Annotated in this window: 16 protein-coding genes; 6 read left to right on the top strand and 10 right to left on the bottom strand. The window is 70.0% G+C overall.

Annotated elements, in window-relative coordinates; translation table 11 throughout:
- Positions 1 to 117 precede the first annotated feature (117 nt).
- From C8D78_RS09015 to C8D78_RS08985, 7 genes are read right to left on the bottom strand one after another with little or no spacing between them, the layout of a single operon-like run.
- The gene (locus C8D78_RS09015; RefSeq protein ID WP_120952612.1) at positions 118 to 1554 is read right to left on the bottom strand and encodes an NtaA/DmoA family FMN-dependent monooxygenase; all 1437 of its coding nucleotides are present in this window, start codon (positions 1552 to 1554) and stop codon (positions 118 to 120) included.
- Positions 1555 to 1564: 10 nt separating this feature from the next.
- Positions 1565 to 2770: an LLM class flavin-dependent oxidoreductase gene (locus C8D78_RS09010; protein ID WP_120952609.1), complete on the bottom strand. Its 1206-nt coding sequence runs from the start codon at positions 2768 to 2770 to the stop codon at positions 1565 to 1567.
- A complete protein-coding gene (locus tag C8D78_RS09005; protein ID WP_120952606.1) occupies positions 2767 to 3696 on the bottom strand; it encodes a DUF1684 domain-containing protein in 930 nt (309 codons plus the stop codon). Before C8D78_RS09005 ends, C8D78_RS09010 begins: the two co-directional genes overlap by 4 nt.
- On the bottom strand, positions 3680 to 4852 hold the full coding sequence (locus C8D78_RS09000) for an LLM class flavin-dependent oxidoreductase (protein ID WP_120952603.1): 1173 nt from the start codon (positions 4850 to 4852) through the stop codon (positions 3680 to 3682). Before C8D78_RS09000 ends, C8D78_RS09005 begins: the two co-directional genes overlap by 17 nt.
- The gene (locus C8D78_RS08995; RefSeq protein WP_120952600.1) at positions 4849 to 5913 is read right to left on the bottom strand and encodes an ABC transporter substrate-binding protein; all 1065 of its coding nucleotides are present in this window, start codon (positions 5911 to 5913) and stop codon (positions 4849 to 4851) included. Before C8D78_RS08995 ends, C8D78_RS09000 begins: the two co-directional genes overlap by 4 nt.
- A gap of 10 nt (positions 5914 to 5923) precedes the next feature.
- Positions 5924 to 6769 carry an amino acid ABC transporter ATP-binding protein gene (locus C8D78_RS08990; RefSeq protein WP_120952597.1) on the bottom strand — a complete coding sequence of 282 codons (846 nt, stop codon included), beginning with the start codon at positions 6767 to 6769 and terminating at the stop codon, positions 5924 to 5926.
- Positions 6766 to 7902: an amino acid ABC transporter permease gene (locus C8D78_RS08985; RefSeq protein ID WP_120952594.1), complete on the bottom strand. Its 1137-nt coding sequence runs from the start codon at positions 7900 to 7902 to the stop codon at positions 6766 to 6768. Before C8D78_RS08985 ends, C8D78_RS08990 begins: the two co-directional genes overlap by 4 nt.
- A gap of 243 nt (positions 7903 to 8145) precedes the next feature.
- On the opposite strand from C8D78_RS08985, the gene C8D78_RS08980 reads away from it, so the two are divergent.
- The 3 genes from C8D78_RS08980 to C8D78_RS08970 all read left to right on the top strand — a co-directional run bounded on the left by C8D78_RS08980 (position 8146) and on the right by C8D78_RS08970 (position 11549).
- Entirely contained in the window at positions 8146 to 10200 is a 2055-nt protein-coding gene (locus C8D78_RS08980; protein ID WP_120952591.1) for an FAD/NAD(P)-binding protein, read from the top strand.
- Between the two features lie 114 nt (positions 10201 to 10314).
- Positions 10315 to 10797, top strand: coding sequence for a GNAT family N-acetyltransferase (locus C8D78_RS08975; RefSeq protein ID WP_244208338.1), 483 nt, complete (start codon positions 10315 to 10317; stop codon positions 10795 to 10797).
- A 176-nt stretch (positions 10798 to 10973) separates the two neighbouring features.
- On the top strand, positions 10974 to 11549 hold the full coding sequence (locus C8D78_RS08970; RefSeq protein ID WP_120952588.1) for a LacI family DNA-binding transcriptional regulator: 576 nt from the start codon (positions 10974 to 10976) through the stop codon (positions 11547 to 11549).
- Here the strand turns inward: C8D78_RS08970 and C8D78_RS08965 are convergent.
- Together C8D78_RS08965 and C8D78_RS08960 are read right to left on the bottom strand one after the other, a co-directional pair.
- Complete coding sequence (locus tag C8D78_RS08965) at positions 11546 to 12640, bottom strand: bile acid:sodium symporter family protein (protein ID WP_120952585.1); 1095 nt, start codon at positions 12638 to 12640, stop codon at positions 11546 to 11548. The genes C8D78_RS08970 and C8D78_RS08965 overlap by 4 nt on opposite strands.
- Before the next feature lie 250 nt (positions 12641 to 12890).
- Complete coding sequence (locus C8D78_RS08960) at positions 12891 to 13886, bottom strand: LacI family DNA-binding transcriptional regulator (RefSeq protein ID WP_120952582.1); 996 nt, start codon at positions 13884 to 13886, stop codon at positions 12891 to 12893.
- A gap of 116 nt (positions 13887 to 14002) precedes the next feature.
- Between C8D78_RS08960 and C8D78_RS08955 the strand changes: the two genes are divergently transcribed.
- Entirely contained in the window at positions 14003 to 15124 is a 1122-nt protein-coding gene (locus C8D78_RS08955; RefSeq protein WP_120952579.1) for a Gfo/Idh/MocA family oxidoreductase, read from the top strand.
- The gene (locus C8D78_RS08950) at positions 15121 to 15912 is read left to right on the top strand and encodes a TIM barrel protein (RefSeq protein ID WP_120952576.1); all 792 of its coding nucleotides are present in this window, start codon (positions 15121 to 15123) and stop codon (positions 15910 to 15912) included. Before C8D78_RS08955 ends, C8D78_RS08950 begins: the two co-directional genes overlap by 4 nt.
- Before the next feature lie 14 nt (positions 15913 to 15926).
- Here C8D78_RS08950 and C8D78_RS08945 read toward each other — a convergent pair whose 3' ends face one another.
- Complete coding sequence (locus C8D78_RS08945) at positions 15927 to 17033, bottom strand: GTP pyrophosphokinase (protein WP_120952573.1); 1107 nt, start codon at positions 17031 to 17033, stop codon at positions 15927 to 15929.
- Positions 17034 to 17261: 228 nt separating this feature from the next.
- On the opposite strand from C8D78_RS08945, the gene C8D78_RS08940 reads away from it, so the two are divergent.
- Positions 17262 to 18059 carry an alpha/beta hydrolase gene (locus C8D78_RS08940; protein WP_120952570.1) on the top strand — a complete coding sequence of 266 codons (798 nt, stop codon included), beginning with the start codon at positions 17262 to 17264 and terminating at the stop codon, positions 18057 to 18059.
- Positions 18060 to 18086: the final 27 nt, after the last annotated feature.

Raw genomic sequence — 18086 nt, 5'->3', positions numbered from 1 at the left:
AAAAGGGGCGCTCCAACGCCGTCGGCTGCAGCAGTTCGGTGCCGAAAGCCAAGAATCCCCGCCGGGAACGTCTCCGGCGGGGATTCCTTGTGTCTGCCTGCTGGGGGCTGCGCGGGCTTAGCCTGTGACCGCGCTGGTCCTGGCCGCGGCCGCGGCCGCGGCCTCGACGCCGGCTGATGTGCGGACCGGGGTGGCCAGGCCGAGGTTCGCCCGGAGCGTGCTGCCCGCGTACTGCTTCGGGTACACCCCGCGCTCCTGGAGTTCCGGGACGAGGTGGTTGACGATGTCATCGAGCCCGGAGGGGATGAGCCAGGGCGAGATGTTGAAACCGTCGACGGCGCCCGTGCGGGCGTACTCGGCCAGCCGGTCCGCGACCTCGGAGTACGAGCCCGTGAAAGTGGAGTCGCCCCGGCTGGTCTTGGCCGAGACGAACTGGCGGATGGACAGGCCCTGCTCCTTGGCCTCGGCCCGCCACTGGTCTGCCAGCTGCCGGGCCTTGGCGCCGTGGAATCCGCTGCCACGGGTCTCCGAGGTCTCTTCCACCACGGGGTCGATCTCCGGCAGCGGCCCGTCGGGATCGTAGCCCTGCAGCTCACGGCCCCAGAACTGCTCCAGGTAGGCGATGGCCTGCTGCGGGCCGATCTGCAGGCTGCGGACCCAGGCCTTCTTTTCGAGCGCTTCCCGCGGGGTGGCGGCGAGAATGAACTCGCTGGCGGGCATGATCTTCACGTCATTGGCGCCCCGGCCGGCGCGGAGCGTGCGCGCCACGATGTCCCGGCGGAAGTCCAGGGCGTCGTCCAGTTGGGGGTGCGCGGAGAAAATGACGTCCGCCTGGCGGGCGGCGAATTCCCGCCCTTCGGGCGAATCACCGGCCTGGAACAGCACCGGCCGGTACTGGGCGCTGCGCGGCAGCCGCGGGGTGACGTCCACGGTGTAGTGCCGGCCGTTGTGGCGCACCCGCCGGACCGCGCCCTCCGCCGCCCAGCGGGTCGAGGACGCCGACGCTGCGATGGGATCGTCGTCCCACGCGTCCCAGATCCGCTTGGCGGTTTGCACGAAGGCCTCGGCGTGGGTGTACCGGTCCGCATGGTCAAGGTAGCCGCCGCGGCGGAAGTTGGCGCCGGTCCACGCGTTGTCCGTGGTGACGATGTTCCAGGCTGCGCGGCCGCCGGACAGCAGGTCCAGCGAGGAGAGCCGGTGCGCCAGGTCCGCGGGGTCGTTGTACGTGGTGTTCTGGGTTGCGACCAGGCCGATGTTTGTGGTGACCGCGGCGAGGGCGGCCAGCGCCGTCTGAGCGTCCGGCCGTCCGGCGACATCGAGAGCGTGCGGGCGGCCGAGGTGCTCGCGCAGCCGCAGGCCCTCGCCGAGGAAGAATGCGGCGAACAGGCCGCGCTCGGCGGTCTGGGCGATGCGCCGGAACGATTCGAAATCCGTCTGGGAGCCGGACTCGGCCGTCTTCCAGACGGTCCCGGAGTTGACGCCCTGGAAGAAGACGCCGAGCTGGAGTTGCCCGGAGGGGGTGAACTCGGTGGCGGGGCGGGTGCTGTGATTCATGACGGACTCCTTAGTTTTCCGCGCCGGCGGTGGGGGTGACGGATGCGGCGCTGGCCGGTGTGCTGGGTGCGGTTGCGTACCGGCTGGCGGGCCGCGCCAGCCCCAGCAGTTCGCGGAAAGTGGCGCCCGGGGTGATGGGCGCCAGGAGCCCGCGCCGGCGCAGCTCGGGGAGGACCAGTTGCGAGAGTTCTTCAAGATCCGTTTCCAGCACGGCGGGGTGCAGGCGGACGCCGTCGGCCCATGCCAGAACCCCGGCGAGCAATTCAGTCAGCTCAACCGCCGACCCGACGAACCGCGCCCGCGGGCTCTGCCACGCGGTGTGGCCGTTCAGGGCGGCCAGCCTGTCCGCGGCGGTCTGGCCACGGGAGTCCAGCACGACGTCGAGCTCCGCAATCAGGGCCGGTTCGCTTCCCCCGATGGCGAGCCCGGCCCGTATCCCGGCGATCTCTGCGGCCAGGAGTTCGGGCGCCGGGGCCGAGACCAGGAGTGCATCGGCTGCTCCGGCCGCGACGTCCTCCGGGGTGAGGAGCCCGGCCGGAGCCAGCACCGGGAGCTGGCCCTGGAGCGGCCGCGGAATGATCGACGGACCCTTGACCGAATAGTTGTCGTTGTCGACGTCGACGTAGTGCAGCTTGTCGACGTCGAGGTAGCGGCCGGTGGCGACTTCACGGATCACGGCGTCGTCCTCCCAGGAGTCCCAGAGCCTGCGGCTGACCTCGATCGAATCGCCAGCCTCCCGGGCGAGCCGCGCCCCGCGCACGGTGTCCCGTCCGACGGCGCCGGCATCGGCCGCGCTGGTGGAGGCGGCCACCAGCCAGCCGGCCCGTCCGCCGGACACGTAGTCCAGGCTGGCCAGCTGGGTGGAGACGTGGAAGGGCTCGGTGTAGACGGTGTCCACTTCCGGGATCAGGGCGAGGGAGCGGGTCACGGGACCGGCGAACGCCGCGCGCTGCAGGGCGTTGAGCCGGGCCGCGGTGCCGGGATCCGGCTGGTCGGGCAGCGCAGTGTCCTGCAGGCCAGGGTCGGAAAAGGTCGCCGCGTGGAACCCGGCGGACTCGGCGGTCAGGACAGCGCCGCGGAGGTGTTCCGGGGCCAGCGAGACGGCGGGTGCCGAGCGGGTAACCCGCCACGCCGCCGGGTGGCTGCCGGCGCCGTCGAGCTCGAGCAACAGGAGGCCGCGTCCCTGCGGCCCGTGGATGGCGGGAAGAGTGCTCATGATGCGTCCTGACGTTCGTAGGGGATCTGTTCGCCGGCTTCGATGGCCACCGGCAGGCGGTTTTCGGCCGGCGGCAGCGGGCACGTCGCCAGGTCGGTGTAGGCGCACGGCAGGTTCACCGCCCGGTTGAAGTCGAGCGGGACCGTCCCGTCGGCGCCCGGAGCCGGCACGGTGAGCGAACGGTTGGCCGCATAGGTGGTCTTGCCCGACGTCGCGTCCGTGAAGAGGACGGACAGCGTCCCCGGTGCGTGGCCGTTGAAGGCGGTGAGGCTCAGGTTCTTACCGTGCAGCCGGAAGCGGATCTCGCCCGGCGCCGCGTAGACGTGCTGGATGCCTTCGACCGCGGCGCCCACCGTGGTGGGGCGGGGTTCGGCAAACGGAACGAATATTCCCTTGACGGAATATTCGGAATTGGCCGGGTATGCGGGTGTGCCGCGGTAGCCGGTGAGCAGGGGATTGAGGGGATGCCGCGGCCGCACCACATAGCGGCCGTCGCGCTTGGCGAGCTCGATCACGGTATGCCCGGCGCCGGCGTCCTCCACGCGCAGGGTGAGCCCTTCGCGCTCGGGGATCGGGCCGAGGAACACGGTGGCTTCGTTGCCGTCGGGGTTCAGTTCCTGCCCGTCGCGGAGGACGCGTTCGCCTGCCCCCAGGACCAGGCGGACGACGTCGTCCTCGACGCTCCACGTGCCGGGCGCGCCGTCCAGGCGGGCGGGCGAGGCGTCGAGCCAGTGCAGGTGGGTGACGGCGAGGAACCCGTGGGGGGCGGCGCGCTGGCGTTCATGCGCCGCATGCCAGTCCGCCCACGCTGCTTCAAATTCCCGATCGGGAATGTTCCGGCGGTCCGGCTGGCCGGCACCAGCCTGGCTGGCACCAGGCTGGCTGGCACCCTTGGCGCGGTGGTTGGTGTCAGCGGGTGTAGACATTGGGACTCCTGTGGGTGTTGTGATCGGCCGGGACTCGGGCCGCGGCGTCGGGTTCGGCGGCACCGTCGGGTTCGGCGGCACCGTCGGGGCGGCCGGCGTAGGGGTCGCCGTCGGCCCACAGTGTGGTGGGTGCGGCGGCGCGGACGGCGGGGATGACCTCGAGTGCGAACCGCTCCAGAATTTCCAGCTGCTGGTCGAAGGGCAGCGTGGTGGGCAGGGAGATGGACTGCAGGTCGTGGCCGTAGACCCCGTGGTAGCTGAGGATCTTGTCGATCACCTGCTCCGGGCTGCCCACCAGGGCCGGGCCCTCGGCGACAGCGTGGTCGATGTCCCGGTACGGGGAGTTGTTGCCGGGAACATTCCGCCCGGTCGTGAGGGCCTCGTAGACCGGACCGAACTGCGTCTTGGCCTCCTGCGTGGTGTCGGCGATGAAAACCCCGCCCGCACCGGAGCCCGAGCCCAGATACTGGCGCCGGGGATCGTGGCCGTGCCGGGCGTATTCCTCGCGGTAGTGATCGATCAGCACCTTGTAGTTTTCGCGCGGCTGGATCGCATTGGCCGTGAACAGCGGATCGCCCCACTGCGCCGCCAGCGCCGCCGAGGTCAGGCTGGTGGCCGAACCGTGCCACACCCGCGGCGGGCCGGCGAAGGGCCGCGGCGTGGTGGTGGTGGGCTCCGTCAGCGCTGCGCGGAACCTCCCGGACCAGGTGACGTTTTCCTCCGTCCAGAGCCGGCGGAGCAGGCCGTATTTTTCGGCCAGGAGGTCCCACTGGTCCGCCAGGTCCAGGCCAAACAGCGGGTACTGCAGCACCTCGTTGCCCTTGCCGATCACCAGTTCCAGCCGGCCGCGGCTGAGCTGGTCGATCGTGGCGTAGTCCTCCGCGACCCGCACCGGGTCCAGCACGGAGAGAACGGTCACCCCGCTTTGCAGCCGGATTCTGGACGTGACCGCGGCGATGGCGGCGAGCACGGTGGTGGGGGAGGAGGAGATGAACTCGCCCGCGTGGCGTTCCCCCACGGAGAAGCTGTCGAAGCCGAGTTCCTCGGCCCGGCGCGCCGTCTCCACCACCTGGTCGAGCCGGTCAGCAGTGGAAACGATCTCCCCGGTGACGGGGTTCTTCAGGTGCGGGATGATGTCGAGGACCTGGAACCTCACGGTGTTTTTCCTTCCGCTGTTTTCCCTGCGGGGGCGGTCCCGAAGTTGGCCTCGGTGAACGTCTTGGATTCCGGCAGGGCCTCCTCCGAGAGTCCCCAGCGGTCTAGGACCTTGGCGTAGGAGCCGTCCTTGATCGCGGAGTTCAGGGCGCCCGTGATGGCCGGGGCCAGGCCGTTGCCCTTGAGCGTGGTGGCGGCGACCAGGGTCTCGGACGGCCAGCCGGCATTGACCTTGCCCACCACCTTGAGGTCGTCGCGGGTGTTCTCGCGGTACGTGATGGACGGGTACGGCGCGAGGTTCAGGTCGGTGCGTCCGGAAGACAGGGCCAGGATGGTGTCCGCGTCGGAGGAGTAGTACAGCAGCTCCGCCGGCGCCTTGCCCTTGGCTTCCAGTTCCTTGTTCCAGGCGATCAGGATCTTCTCCTGGTTGGTCCCCGAGCCCACGGATATCTTCAGGCCGGAGATGTCGTCGGACCCTTTGATGTTGTAGCTGGAGCTCTTTTTGGCCTCGAAGCCCATGTACGCGGCCCGGTAGCTGGAGAAGTCGAAGAGCTTCACGCGGGCGGCGTTGATGCCCACGTTGGAGAACACGGCCTCGAAGTCGCCGGACTGGGTCTTCAGCGGCCAGTTCTCCCAGGAGGTCACCTGGACATCCAGGTCCAGGCCCAGCTTGTCCGCGACCAGCTGGGCCAGGTCAACCTCGACGCCGATCGGGGTCTTGTCGTCCGTGGCGTGGAAGGACAGTGGGATCGCTCCCGCCGTCGTGGCGACGGTGAGCTTCCCGTCCTTACTGATCAGCGCGGGGACCTTCGCGGCCAGTGCCGCGTCCTTCGCTGCCCGGATCCGCTGCTGGTCCGGCGAGGTGTTGTAGACGACGCCGTTGCGCGCCGCCGTCGTTGCCGGCTGGCCGCCTGGCGCGGCGGAGGCGCCGGGATCTGAGCAGGAGGTCAGGGCCAGCGAGCCGGACAGGGCACCGATGAGGACGACGGCGGGAAGCGCTGAACGCTTCCGCCGGGGACCCGTGCTGGGGTGGGCGGAGAGGAGGGTGGGCCGGACTGTCATGGCGTGTTCCTTAGATGTTGAAAGCGGGTTCGATCACTTTGGAGAAGAAGCTTCGGGTGCGTTCTTCCCGGGGGCTGGTGAAAATCTCCTGGGGTGTGCCTTGCTCGACGATCTGGCCCTGGTCCATGAACACCACCGTGTCCGCGACGTCGCGGGCGAAGCCCATCTCGTGCGTGACGATGATCAGCGTGGTGCCGGACTTGGCGAGCCCGCGGATGACGTCCAGGACCTCGTTGACCAGTTCCGGGTCCAGGGCCGAGGTGGGCTCGTCGAAGAGCAGGATCTTGGGGTCCAGAGCCAGCGCCTGGGCGATCGCGACGCGCTGCTGCTGGCCTCCGGAAAGCTGGCGCGGGTAGGCGCCGGCCCGGTCCTTCAAGCCCACGCGGTCCAGCAGTTCGAGCCCGCGTTCGCGGGCCTCGGCCTTGGAGAGCCGGGGTTTTCCGGCCCGCGGCGCGACGACGGGCGCCTCGGTGACGTTTTCCAGCGCGGTCAGGTGCGGGAACAGGTTGAAGTTCTGGAACACCATGCCGATCTCGGTGCGCTGCTTAAGGATCTCTTTTTCGCGCAGTTCATGGAGGCGTTGGCCCCGGACCTCGTAGCCCACCACCGTGCCGTCGATCGCGATGAACCCGGCGTCGACCTTTTCCAGGTGGTTGATGGTGCGCAGGAGGGTGGATTTGCCTGACCCGGACGGACCGACGATCACGGCGACGCCGCCGGGCTCGACGCTCAGCGTGATGCCCTTGAGGACTTCCGTGGAGCCGAACGACTTGCGGACCTTGGTGATCTCGACGAGGCCACGGGTGGTTTCCAGGGCTTCCCGGGCTCCGGTGGCGGGACGGACTGAGGTGGTCATCGGGTGCCTCTTTCCTGGGCAGTTTCCCGTGTGGCGGGCGCGTGCGTGGCCAGGAATTTCCGGGCCTTCTGCAGCGGGGTCAGGGGCACGGTGCGGACGGCTCCCTTGGAGTAGTGGCGCTCGATGTAGTACTGGAAGACGCTCAGGACCGAGGTGATGACGACGTACCAGAGGGTGGCCACCAGCAGCAGGGGCAGGACTTGCTGGGTCCGGTTGTAGATGACCTGGACGGTGTAGAACAGCTCGGAGTAGGCCAGGACGTAGACAATCGAGGTGCCCTTGACCAGTCCGATCACCTCATTGAAGGCTGTAGGCAAAATGGCCCGCATAGCCTGGGGCAGCACGATCCTGGTGGAACGCCGCCAGGCAGGGATGCCGAGCGCGGCTGCCGCCTCCAGCTGACCCTGGTCCACGGAGAGGATGCCGCCGCGGATGATCTCGGCCGAATAGGCGGCCTGGTTCAGGGTCAGGCCAAGGACCGCCGCGGCGAACTGGCTGATCAGGGTGGTGGTCTGCGCCTCGAAGAAGCGCACGTCCGTGAAGGGGATGCCCAAGCTGATCTTCTCGTACAGGTAGCCCAGGTTGTACCAGAGCAGCATCTGCACCAGCAGCGGTGTGGAGCGGAAGATCCAGGAGAAGGTCCAGGAGACGGAGACCAGCAGCGGGGACGCGGAGAGCCGCATCAGGGCCAGGACGAAGCCGAGGATGAAGCCGAGCGCCCCCGAGATTGCCGTCAGCTTAAGGGTCTCCAGCAGGCCGTTCACGATCGACTGCGCGGTGAACCATTGCGCCACCACGCCCCACTCCCAGCGCGGGTTGGTGGCCAGCGACCAGGCAATCCCGGCGACGCCGAGGCCGACGACGGCCGTTCCCACCCAGCGCCACGGGTGACGGGCGGGAACCAGCCGGTAGTCGGCGTAGTCGGTGGCGCCCCGGCGGCCCGCCGGGGCGGCCCCGGCAGCCCCGGTCGCAGCCGGGGCGGCGGTTCCCGGGCCGGCGCCGGGTGCCGGGACGTCGGTTCCAGGGACGGCGGCGACGGCCGTTCCGGAGGTTGTGGTGCCGGGTGCGGATTCGGTGCCGGCGGACGCCGGCTCCGGGGCGGAATGCGCCACCGGGGTTGCTGTTGAACTCATGTGCCACCTCGTTTCTTCCAGTTGCTGTGGGTTAGGTTGGCTGCCAATCTAGGGGCCGCCGAAAACGCCCGGCAAGGCCGGAAGTTGCATGCGTTCACGCGGGTTCGCACGGCGTCACACGACGAATTCTTGCCCCGATTTACGCCGCATTACGCGCAGTGAACGGCCGTGACCGGCGCCTCGACCGGTCCGGTTCCGGCTGCCTAGCATGAGGGCTCCGAACCAGACCCGCCAGGAGATCCCATGCCAGTGAATGCCCCGTCCGTGGTCCTCATCGGCGGCGGCCCGCGGTCGGCCGGCCTCCTTGAACGCCTCGGCGCCAACCGGCCCGAGCTCCTCGCCGGCGCGCTCCAGATCCACGTCGTGGAGCCGCACGCCCCGGGGTCCGGCAGGATCTGGCGCTACCAGCAGCATCCCGGGCTGATGCTCAACTCCGCCGCGGCGGACGTCACGATGTTCACCGACGCCTCCGTCCAGTGCGAGGGCCCGGCGGTCGAGGGTCCGGGACTGGCCGGCTGGGCCGCCGGGGTCCTGGACGGCTCCATCACGGACGTACCGGTGCTCCCGGGGGAACTTTGGGCCCAGCTCCGTTCCCTCACCGGCGCCACCTTTCCCACCCGGCAGCTGCAGAGCGTCTACCTCGAATGGTTCTTCCGCCGTTCCGTCGCCGCCCTCGGCCCGGACGCTACCGTCACGGTGCACCGGGACACGGCTTCCGCCGTCGAGCCCCTGGGTTCCGGGCCGGAAACGGGCGAACAAACGGGTGCGCAGGACGGCGGGGAACGCTACCGTGTCCGGCTCTCCGGGGGTGCGGTACTGCATGCCGACGTCGTCGTCGCTGCTCTGGGGCACACCGATTCGGTGCCGGACCGCGAGTCTGCCGCGTGGGCCGGGTTCGCCGCCCGGCACGGCGCGTTCCATGCGGCGCCCAGCTACACCACCGACGTCGACTACTCGCCGCTCGCCGCCGGCCAGGACGTCATTGTCTCCGGCATGGGCCTGGCCTTCGTGGACCTGCTGGTCCTGCTCATGGAGGGCCGCGGTGGCCGGTTCGAGGAATTGCCCGACGGCGGCCTGCGCTATCTGCCCTCCGGCGCCGAGCCGCGGCTGTGGGCGGGGTCCCGCCGTGGCGTGCCTTACCACTCCAAGATCACCGCCACCCTGCGGGGCGAAACCGCGGGGGAGCCCGCGTTCTTCACCGCGGAAGCCGTCGCGGCGCTGCTGAAGGCGCCCGGCGAGCTCGACTTCCGCGCCCAGCTGTGGCCCCTGATCGCCAAGGATGCCGGCTTCGCGTACTACCGCGAACTGTTCACCGGCTCCCCGGAACGGGTGCGGATCGGCTGGCAGGAATTCGACGAGCGCTTCTCCGCCGCGGACTGGTACAGCCAGGCCCGGGAACGGCTGGTCAGCCAATCGGTCCCGGACACGGAACTCCATTTGGATCTCGAACGGCTGGACCATCCCTTCGCGGGCCGCGTCTTCGCCGGCCACGCCGACGTTCAGGCTGCGGTGACCGCCTACGTAGGCCGCGACCTTGAGTTGCGCACCGGGCCGGACCACTCGGAGACACTCGCCCTGTTCATCTCGCTGCTGAAGTCCTACATGGACCTGGGCCGGCTGGTGCCCTCGGAGCGGCTGAACGCTCGCTCGCAGCGCGAGGTCCAGGGCTGGTGGCACGGCTTCTTTAGCTTCGTCGACTCCGGGCCGCCGCCGCGCAGGCTGCGGGAGATGCTGGCGATCCACCGGGCCGGGCTGCTGCAGTTCCTGGGCCCGGGGCTGCAGATCGAGGCGGCGGAGTACTCGGGCCGGTTTGTCGCCTGGTCGGCGCAGTCCGGGATCACCGTGTCAGCGCCGGCCCTGATCGAGGCCCGGCTCCCGGCGCCGTCCGTGGCCCGCTCCGCCAACCCGCTGCTGCGCCAGCTGCAAAGTTCAGGACTCGGCACCGAGCAGCAGCTCCTGACCGCGGACGGCACCCACGCGACCGGACGGCTTCTGGTGTCCGCCCACAACGAGCTGATCAGTCCGGTCGGGGTGCGGCGCCGCCGGCTGTTCGGCGTCGGGCCCGGCACCTCCGGCTGGGGCGCCGGGGCGTTCGCCCGGCCCGGCAGCAACGCCGCGCCGTTCCGGGAAAACGACGCCCTGGCCCGGCGCATCCTGAACCTGCTGGCCCGCGAGAACGGGGGCCCGGGCGGGACTGATCACGACGGCGACGGACTGGCCGGCACCCATCAAGCCGGCACCCATCAAGCGATCAACCATCATGCGGTGCCGCAGGCCGCCGCCGGCGGAAAGGACTAAGGTATGACCCCGTCACCACCGGACACCCGTTCATTGGCCGCCCAGCCGGCGGCTGGGCGGCCGCCGGCTAACCGGCCCTTGGACATTTCACGGCTCACCGTCCTCAACCTCCCCATGAGCGATCCCCGGGTCCGCCCGCTGCTGGACGAGCTCGCAATCGAATATGACACCCGCTACGGCAACCTCTTCGGCAGGGGAGCCGCCGCGGAGGAACTTGGCCGCTATCCGGCCGGGGAATTCGCCGCGCCGGGCGGGGCCCTCCTGATTGTCCGTGAGAACGGGGCGTCCGTCGCAGGCGGAGCGTTCCGCCGGCACGGCCCGGTGACGGCCGAGTTCAAGCGGATCTGGACCCATTCGGCGCATCGCCGCCGGGGACTGGCCCGGTTTGTCCTCGCCGAGCTGGAGGCGCTGGCCGCCCGCCGCGGCTACCGCAAGGTCCACCTGACCACCGGCCCCCGCCAGCCGGAGGCGAAACATCTCTACCTGAACACCGGGTACGCGGCGCAGTTTGATCTCTCCGCCGATCCGGAAACCATCGGACCACTGGCCTTCACCAAGGACCTCCCCCCGGCCAAACCCCAACGCGGGGTCACTTAGCGCCCATTAAGGCCCCCGGGACGGGCGCTAAGTGACCCCGCGTTGCCTGGCCGGGGGGGGTGGCCCGGACGCCGGGGAACGGTGCGTCGGGCTAAAGTTCACAGAGGGGTCCACCCCCAGACGAAGTTTTCAGGAGCCGCCACGAACCGCGGCGGAGAAGCAGCCGGGAGTCATCAGTGCGGCACGGATCCAACCCCACCATCCGGGACGTCGCGGAGGTGGCCGGGGTGTCGCTTACCACCGTTTCCTACGTGCTCTCCGGCCGCTCCGGCGGCACCACCCGGATCAGCCAGGCCACCCAGGACCGGGTGCACGCCGCCGTCCGCGAACTAGGCTACGTGGCCAACCGTGCCGCCCAGGGCATGCGGCGGGGCCGGACGGAACTGGTGGCCGTGGCCGTGACGGACCTCGAACAGCCGCGGGAGAGGGCCCTCGCGACGCTGCTGGCCGGGATTCTGCCGGAGCACGGCTACCAGGTTGTCATCCTGCTGGGCGGCAGCTGGCGGCAGTTCATGCTCTCCGGCGGCGCGGACGGCGTCATCCGCACGGGTGCCGCAGAGACGGACAACGACGCCGCGACCACGGCGGAACTCGCCGGCCGCGGCGTCGCCCAGGTGCTCATCGCGGACGACGCCGGGGACGGCAGCCTCGCCGGCCGCGGCGGCTACGATGTGCTTTCCGCCGGGTCGGACAGCCCGGAGGTCCTGGCCGGGCGCGCCGTCGCCGTGCTGCTGGGCCGGCTGCGGAGCTAGCTCCCGGCTGAGTTCAGCGCGGCGGCATCCTGCCCGGCAGCGTTCTGCCCGGCGGTGTTCTGCGCCGCGGGCGCGGGCGCCGCGACGTCCCGGAGGGGACGGCGGGCCAGCCACGCGGCCACGACCGCGCCGGAGACGTTGTGCCACAGGGAAAAAACGGCGGACGGCAGTGCCGCCAGGGCGCCGAAGTGGGCCGTGGCCAAGGTGGCGGCCAGCCCGGAATTCTGCATCCCCACCTCAAAGGCCAGGGCCCGGCGGGCCTTGTCATCCAGGCGCCCCAGTTTGCCGGCCAGGTAGCCCAGACCCAGGCCGAAGCCGTTGTGCAGCACCACCGCGAGGAACACGATCCCGCCCGCGGCGACAATCTTGCTGGCGCTGCCGGCCACCACGATCGCCACGATCAGCGAAATCACCGCCGCGGAAGCCCACGGCAGTGCCGGCAGCAGCCTGGCCACGAGCTTGCGGAGGAAGAGGCGGGCCAGCAGGCCGGCGATGACGGGCAGGAGGACGGTCTTCACGATGTCCTGGACCATGCCGCCGGCGTCGATGTTGAGGTACGAGCCGGCCAGGAACAGCACCAGCAGCGGCGTCACGATCGGCGCAATCAGGGTGGACACGGAGGCGACGGCCACGGACAGGGCGACGTCCCCCTTGGCGAGGAACGCCATCACGTTCGACGCAGTGCCCGACGGCGCGCAGCCCACCAGGATCAGGCCCACCGCAAGCTCCGGCTGGAGGTGCAGCGCGACGGCGATCAGCCAGCCGGCCCCCGGCATGATGACGTAGTGCGCCACGATTCCCAGGGCGACTGCCCATGGGCGCTTGACCACGGAGGCGAAATCGGGTGGGGTCAGGGTCAGGCCCATGCAGAACATGATGATGCCCAGCAGGAAGGGCACGCTGGGTGCGAGGGGTTTGAAGGCCCCCGGGAGCAGGAACCCGGCGAGGCCGGCCGCCACGACAAGGAGCGGGAACACCGTGACCGCGATGCGGGCGATTCTTGCCTCGGCGGCGAGGGCTGGATTGGCCGGGACGTCGGCGGCGGCGCTCGCGTCCGGGGCGGTATCGGGGGTTTTAGTTGCCTCAAGCATCCAAGCATGGTGCCACCGGCGTCCACGGGCTGGCCACTTCGTGACCACCCTGTGGACAAATATGTCAGATTTTAGGCGTCCCGCGGGGGCTCAGGCAGTCCAGCGGCCCAGCATGGCGGGGTCTGCCGCGTCGGAATTTCCCCACCTTTGGAAGTTCTGGCCGGCGTGTTGCGCCGAACCGCCGGGGCTTCCCGGCGTCGTGCCGTCAAAGGTGGGGAAACTCCGCGGCGGACCTCACGGCGCCGGGTGGCTAGTCGGCTGGCGCCGGTGCGGTGGTGTTGCGGACCACCAGGTGGGGTGTTCTGACCAGGTGTGCCGGTGCTTCGGCGCCGGCCAGCCGGTCGACCGCCCTGTCCACGGCGGCCGTGGCGAGAAGGGGTGCGTCCTGGCTGACGGAGGTCAGTTGCACGTAGCTGAGCCGGGCAAACTGGCTGTCGTCGTAGCCGACCACGGACACGTCCGAGGGCACCCGCAGCCCGGCGGTACGAAGACCCTCGATCACGCCGAGGGCGGTCCTGTCATTGAAGGCGACGACGGCGGACGGCGGGTTGTCCGGGAGAAGAGCGCAGGCCCTGAGCCCGTCTTCTTCGGTGGGACCGCCCGGAACCACTATGGGCTCGAGGCCCCGGCGGAGCATTTCGGCGCGAAAGGCGACCCGGCGCTGGGCGGCCGAGACTGCCTCGCCGCCGTCAACATGGGCGATCCGTCGGTGCCCGAGGGCGGCGAGGTGCTCAACGGCCAGCCGGATGCCGGCGTGGTCGTCGCTGCTGACGGAGTCCACGTCGTCGCCGACGTCGTCCCGCAGGAGGCTCACCACCGGCGCCCGCCGCGAAAACCCGGCGAGTTCCTCGCTGCCCAGCGTCGGGGAGATAAGGATCAGCGCCTCGCAGCCCATGTCCAGCAGTGCCTCCGCCGCGCGCGTCTCCGGCCTGCCACTGGCAACCGCGCTCAAGGCGATTTCGTAGCCCCGCTCGGCGGCGCCCGCGTAGGCGGCGTCGACGATCTCGGCGTGGAACGGCTGGGACGTGGAGAAGCTCAACCCGAGAAGCCTGGTCCGCGCGCTGCGCAACAACCGGGCCCGGCTGTCCGGCCGGTAACCAAGTTCCCGCGCGGCCTCGAGCACCCTCGCCCGGGTGGACTCGGCGGCGCCCGGGGCGCCGCGCATCACGATCGACACCAGGGCGCGTGAGACGCCGGCGGCTTTGGCGACGTCCATGAGCGTGGGGCGGCGCTGCGCTTCGGCCATTGCTCCTCCTTGCTTCCTACGGTTTCAACCAGTCTATAGAACGTTCTAGACAACGACCGGCAGCGGGTGCATCATGGATCTACTAGAACGATCTATAAACGCCACGAGGAGTTTTCATGAGCTATCTGCAGCACCCGGTCAGCGACGACCGGCCCGTCCGCATCGGACTCATCGGCGCCGGCTGGATTGGCGGTTTCCATGCCGAGTCCGTGGCGCACCGAATCCCCGGTGCCCGCCTCGAGGCCATTGCCGATCCAGCCCTCCCCGCGGTCGAAGCCCTCGCCGGCCGGCTGGGCGTGCGCAAAATCAGCGCGGACCCGGCGGACGTAATGAATGATCCCGACGTTGACGCGGTCCTCATCGCGGCGCCGGCCCGGTTCCATTCGGGCCTGCTTGCCGCCGCGGCCCGCGCCGGCAAGGACGTGTTCTGCGAGAAGCCCGGCGGCCGCACCATCGAGGAGCTGGATGGCGCCCTGGAAGCGGCCGATGCCGCCGGCGTCGTTGTTCAGTTCGGCTTCAACCGGCGCTATGCCAGCGACTTCGCCGCGGCGCGGAAGCTGATTGATGGCGGCGCCGTGGGGGTACCCCAGCTGCTTCGGTCGCTGACGCGGGATCCCGGCACCGCGGCAGGCCTCGCCGCGCCCGAGCGCATCCCGCCGGGAACCATCTTCCTGGAAACGCTGATCCACGATTTCGACACCTTGAACTGGCTGAACCCTGGGGCCGTTCCCGTCCGCGTCCACGCGGTGGCCGATGCGCTCGTTGCCCCCGATCTGAAGCCTGCCGGCCTGCTGGACACGGCGGTGGTCACGGTGACGTACAGCAACGGCGCCATCGCGGTGGCCGAGGCCAATTTCAATGCCCTGTATGGCTACGACGTGCGCGGCGAAGTCTTCGGGTCGGCGGGCATGGTCACCGCGGGCGGACCGCAGGCCTCCAGTGCGATGAGCTACACCGCGGCAGGCATCGCCGCCACCACCGTGCGGCTCAACGTGGATCTTTTCCATGACGCCTACACCGCCGAGCTGGCCCACTTCGTCGACGCCGTCAAGGCCCGCCGCGGGAGTCTGGCGGCCCCCGGAACCCCGGGCCCCGGCGGCACCGACGCCCGCAACGCCCTGGCCGTGGCACTCGCGGCGATCCGCTCGGCCGGGACCGGGCTTCCCGTGGAGGTCGCCTCGATCGCCGAGCTGCGGGCCGCCGAGCCCGCACTCCACGCCGCGGGACAGAGCAAGTGAGCTTCCGCCTGGCCGTTTGCGCCGAGATGGTCTACGGCGAGCTGGATCTCCTCGACAGGGTGCGGCGGATCCACAACCAGGGCTTCGAAGTGGAGCTCTGGGACACCCGGGGCCGCAAGGCCACTGCCCTCGCGGCCACGGGCGCCCGGTTCTCCTCCATGAGCGGCTACTTCGGCGGCAGCCTGATTGACCCCGACAGCGCCGACGCGGTGGTGGCCTCCGCGGAAAAACTGATTCCCACCGCACTGGAACTCGGCATCGAGCGGATGGTGGTCCACCCGGCCGAGCTCGGCGACGGCGGCCGGGCCGTGCGGCCCACCTACCGGTCCACCGGCCAAATGTGGCTGACCGGGTTGCGGACGCTCGAACGCCTCGCCGTGCTGGGCGAAAAACACGGCGTCACGTTTGCCCTCGAGAACCTCAACACCGTCCTGGACCACCCCGGCATCCCGCTGGCCCGGGCCAAGGACACGCTCACACTGGTCTCCGCGGTCGACCATCCGCACGTGAAGATGATGCTGGATCTCTACCATGCCCAGATCGGCGAAGGAAACCTGATCGAACTGGTCAAGGCCGCGCTGCCCTGGACGGGGGAGATCCAGGTTGCCGACGTCCCAGGCCGCTGCGAGCCCGGCACCGGGGAGATCAATTACCGCGCTGTTGCGGCGGCTCTGAGGCAGGCCGGCTACAGCGGCGTCATCGGCCTGGAGGCCGGCGCTGCCGGCGGTCAAGGACTGGCCGCCGGAGACGCCGCCCTGGCCGCGTTCCGGGCGGCGTTCGAGGACTGAGCGAGCGGCGCGTCCTACCCCTGCGTGAGGCGGTACCGCTCGATCTGCTTGAGCCGCCGCAGGAGGCTGTCGCGCCGTGGGTGCGGGACGGCGTCGGCCGGTTCGGCGGTGAGCTCGATGTGTTCGGTGCCGTACTGCCACAGCAGCAGATCATCGAGCAGCCGGTCCGGGCCGGGGGAGTAGCGGTGGTCCAGGGCCTTGCGGACCTCGGTGATGCGGTTGGCGCTGAGCAGGCCGGCGAGCTGCATGGTCTGGTTGAGGCCGTGGGCGGCCATCAGCTCCGCGGCCCAGCCCCAGTCGTCGTCAACCTTCCGGTCCACGTGCGGCAGCAGGGTCCGCCAGACGTCGCGGATCCGGTTGGGAGTCAGCGGCGCCGCACCCTCGCCGTCCAGATCCCAATAACCGCGGACTTCCTCGTAGCGCTCGTGCAGGTCCGAAAACGCGCTTTCCACAGTCTCCAGCATGGCGGCCGTGGCCGTGAACTGGCGGTCGAAGTGCGGAGTCCAGGCCCGCGGGTCCTCGGCCTTGAAGCGGATGTCGTGCTCGATCTCGCTCCACGCATGGGCGAACACCGTGCGGATCTGGCATTCGAAGAAGTAGCTGCCGTTCGGCGGGACGTCCGGGTTGAAGGCCTGCTGGTAGTCCTTGACGGCCTCGTTCTGGATGGTCCGCAGGATCAGGTGCCGGCTGGAGTAGCCGTACGTGCCGGACTCGATCGAGCCGATGTCCTTTTCCCGGTCCCCGCGGCAGTCGAAGAGCTGGCGCTGGCGCTTGATCAGATTGGCCACCACCGCGTTTTCGGCTGGCAGCTTGGTGATCACGCGGATGCCCACCATGTCGTTGAGGGTCCGGAACGGGTCCGGGAACGTCAGCAGGGGCCGCCCGCCCGGCTCCACCGGCTCTTCCGTGCGGGAAATCTTTTCGCGGAAGGACTCCACGGTCTTGGTGCGGCCGGTGACGAACAGCGGCGTCACCTCGGTGCCCTTGAGCATGGCCCGCAGGTTCAGCAGGACCTCCCGGGTGACCAGTTTCAGGGCAGGCCGGACCCGCTCGTAGAGTTCCACGTTCTCCTGCACGGATTCGCGCAGGCTCAGGTCCAAACGATCCCAGTTGCTCGCCATGCGTCCAGCTTACGGCGCACCCCCGACACCGGCCCGCAAGTCCTCCGCAAGCCCCCAGCCCGCGCCACCGGGCCGGGGCAAGGGCTTGTCCTGCGCGGCGCCGCGCCCCTCCGGCTGTAGGCTCAGCACATGGCTGATATGCGGCGCCGCGCTTTACTTGCTGCCGCAGCGACGGTGACCCTGGGGGCAGTTACCGCCGCCTGTTCACCGGGCCCCAAGGAGGACGCTGTGAAGAGGCACAAGTACCAATATGGCGAGGACCCCAGCCAGTGGGGCGAGCTCTTCCTCCCGGAGGTGTCTGCGCCCAAAGGTGTGGTGGTGGTCATCCATGGAGGTTACTGGCGCTCGCAATACGGCGCAGAACTCGGCGAACCCCTGGCCAAGGACCTCGCCGCTCACGGCATGGCGGCCTGGAACCTCGAGTACCGGCGGGCCGGCAACGGCGGTGGCTGGCCCAACACCTTCGCCGATGTCCTGGCCGGCATCGACAAGCTCGGCGAGCTCGCGGGCGAGCACGGACTCGGGCTTGACCGGGTGGTGGCCCTGGGCCACTCGGCCGGCGGCCACCTTGCGGTCTGGGCGGCGGGACGCGGCAGGCTCGCCGGTCTCGGCGCGCCCGACGCCGACCGGCAGCTGACGCGCCGTACCGACAACGACGGCGCGGTGCAGCTTACCGGCGTCGTCAGCCAGTCGGGGCTCCTGAACCTCGCGGCCGCCGAACGCCTCAACCTGAGCAACGGCGCCGTCAGCAACTTCCTTGGCGGCTCGTCGGAGAAGTATCCCAAACGCCACAAATACGCCGATCCGATGAGCGCGGTGCCTCTGGGCGTGCCCGTCTATGCCGTCCACGGCTCGGAAGATGACACCGTGCCGGCCAGCCAGTCCGAGACTTACGCCGCAGCCGCCAAGGCGGCCGGCGCGCCCGTCCAGCTGCTCAAGGTCCCGGGCGACCACTTCGCGCTCATTGACCCGAAGGCGCCCGCCTACCGGAAATGCCGCGAACTCGTGCAGCAGCTGCTGGCCTGAAATCCGGCCCTGCGGCGCGGGCCGGGC

Origin of the sequence: Arthrobacter oryzae, assembly GCF_003634095.1 — a bacterium.
GTDB lineage: Bacteria > Actinomycetota > Actinomycetes > Actinomycetales > Micrococcaceae > Arthrobacter > Arthrobacter oryzae.
Note: the sequence above shows the minus strand (reverse complement) of the source record. Positions and strands in the feature narration are given on the sequence as shown.

Coding starts and splice junctions, on each gene's coding strand:
- C8D78_RS08975 (WP_244208338.1), top strand. CDS start 10,315: ATGAGCGATCCCCGGGTCCGCCCGCTGCTGGACGAGCTCGCAATCGAA.
- C8D78_RS09010 (WP_120952609.1), bottom strand. CDS start 2,770: ATGAGCACTCTTCCCGCCATCCACGGGCCGCAGGGACGCGGCCTCCTG.
- C8D78_RS08955 (WP_120952579.1), top strand. CDS start 14,003: ATGAGCTATCTGCAGCACCCGGTCAGCGACGACCGGCCCGTCCGCATC.
- C8D78_RS09005 (WP_120952606.1), bottom strand. CDS start 3,696: ATGTCTACACCCGCTGACACCAACCACCGCGCCAAGGGTGCCAGCCAG.
- C8D78_RS08965 (WP_120952585.1), bottom strand. CDS start 12,640: ATGCTTGAGGCAACTAAAACCCCCGATACCGCCCCGGACGCGAGCGCC.
- C8D78_RS08985 (WP_120952594.1), bottom strand. CDS start 7,902: ATGAGTTCAACAGCAACCCCGGTGGCGCATTCCGCCCCGGAGCCGGCG.
- C8D78_RS09015 (WP_120952612.1), bottom strand. CDS start 1,554: ATGAATCACAGCACCCGCCCCGCCACCGAGTTCACCCCCTCCGGGCAA.
- C8D78_RS08960 (WP_120952582.1), bottom strand. CDS start 13,886: ATGGCCGAAGCGCAGCGCCGCCCCACGCTCATGGACGTCGCCAAAGCC.
- C8D78_RS08990 (WP_120952597.1), bottom strand. CDS start 6,769: ATGACCACCTCAGTCCGTCCCGCCACCGGAGCCCGGGAAGCCCTGGAA.
- C8D78_RS08995 (WP_120952600.1), bottom strand. CDS start 5,913: ATGACAGTCCGGCCCACCCTCCTCTCCGCCCACCCCAGCACGGGTCCC.
- C8D78_RS08945 (WP_120952573.1), bottom strand. CDS start 17,033: ATGGCGAGCAACTGGGATCGTTTGGACCTGAGCCTGCGCGAATCCGTG.
- C8D78_RS08980 (WP_120952591.1), top strand. CDS start 8,146: ATGCCAGTGAATGCCCCGTCCGTGGTCCTCATCGGCGGCGGCCCGCGG.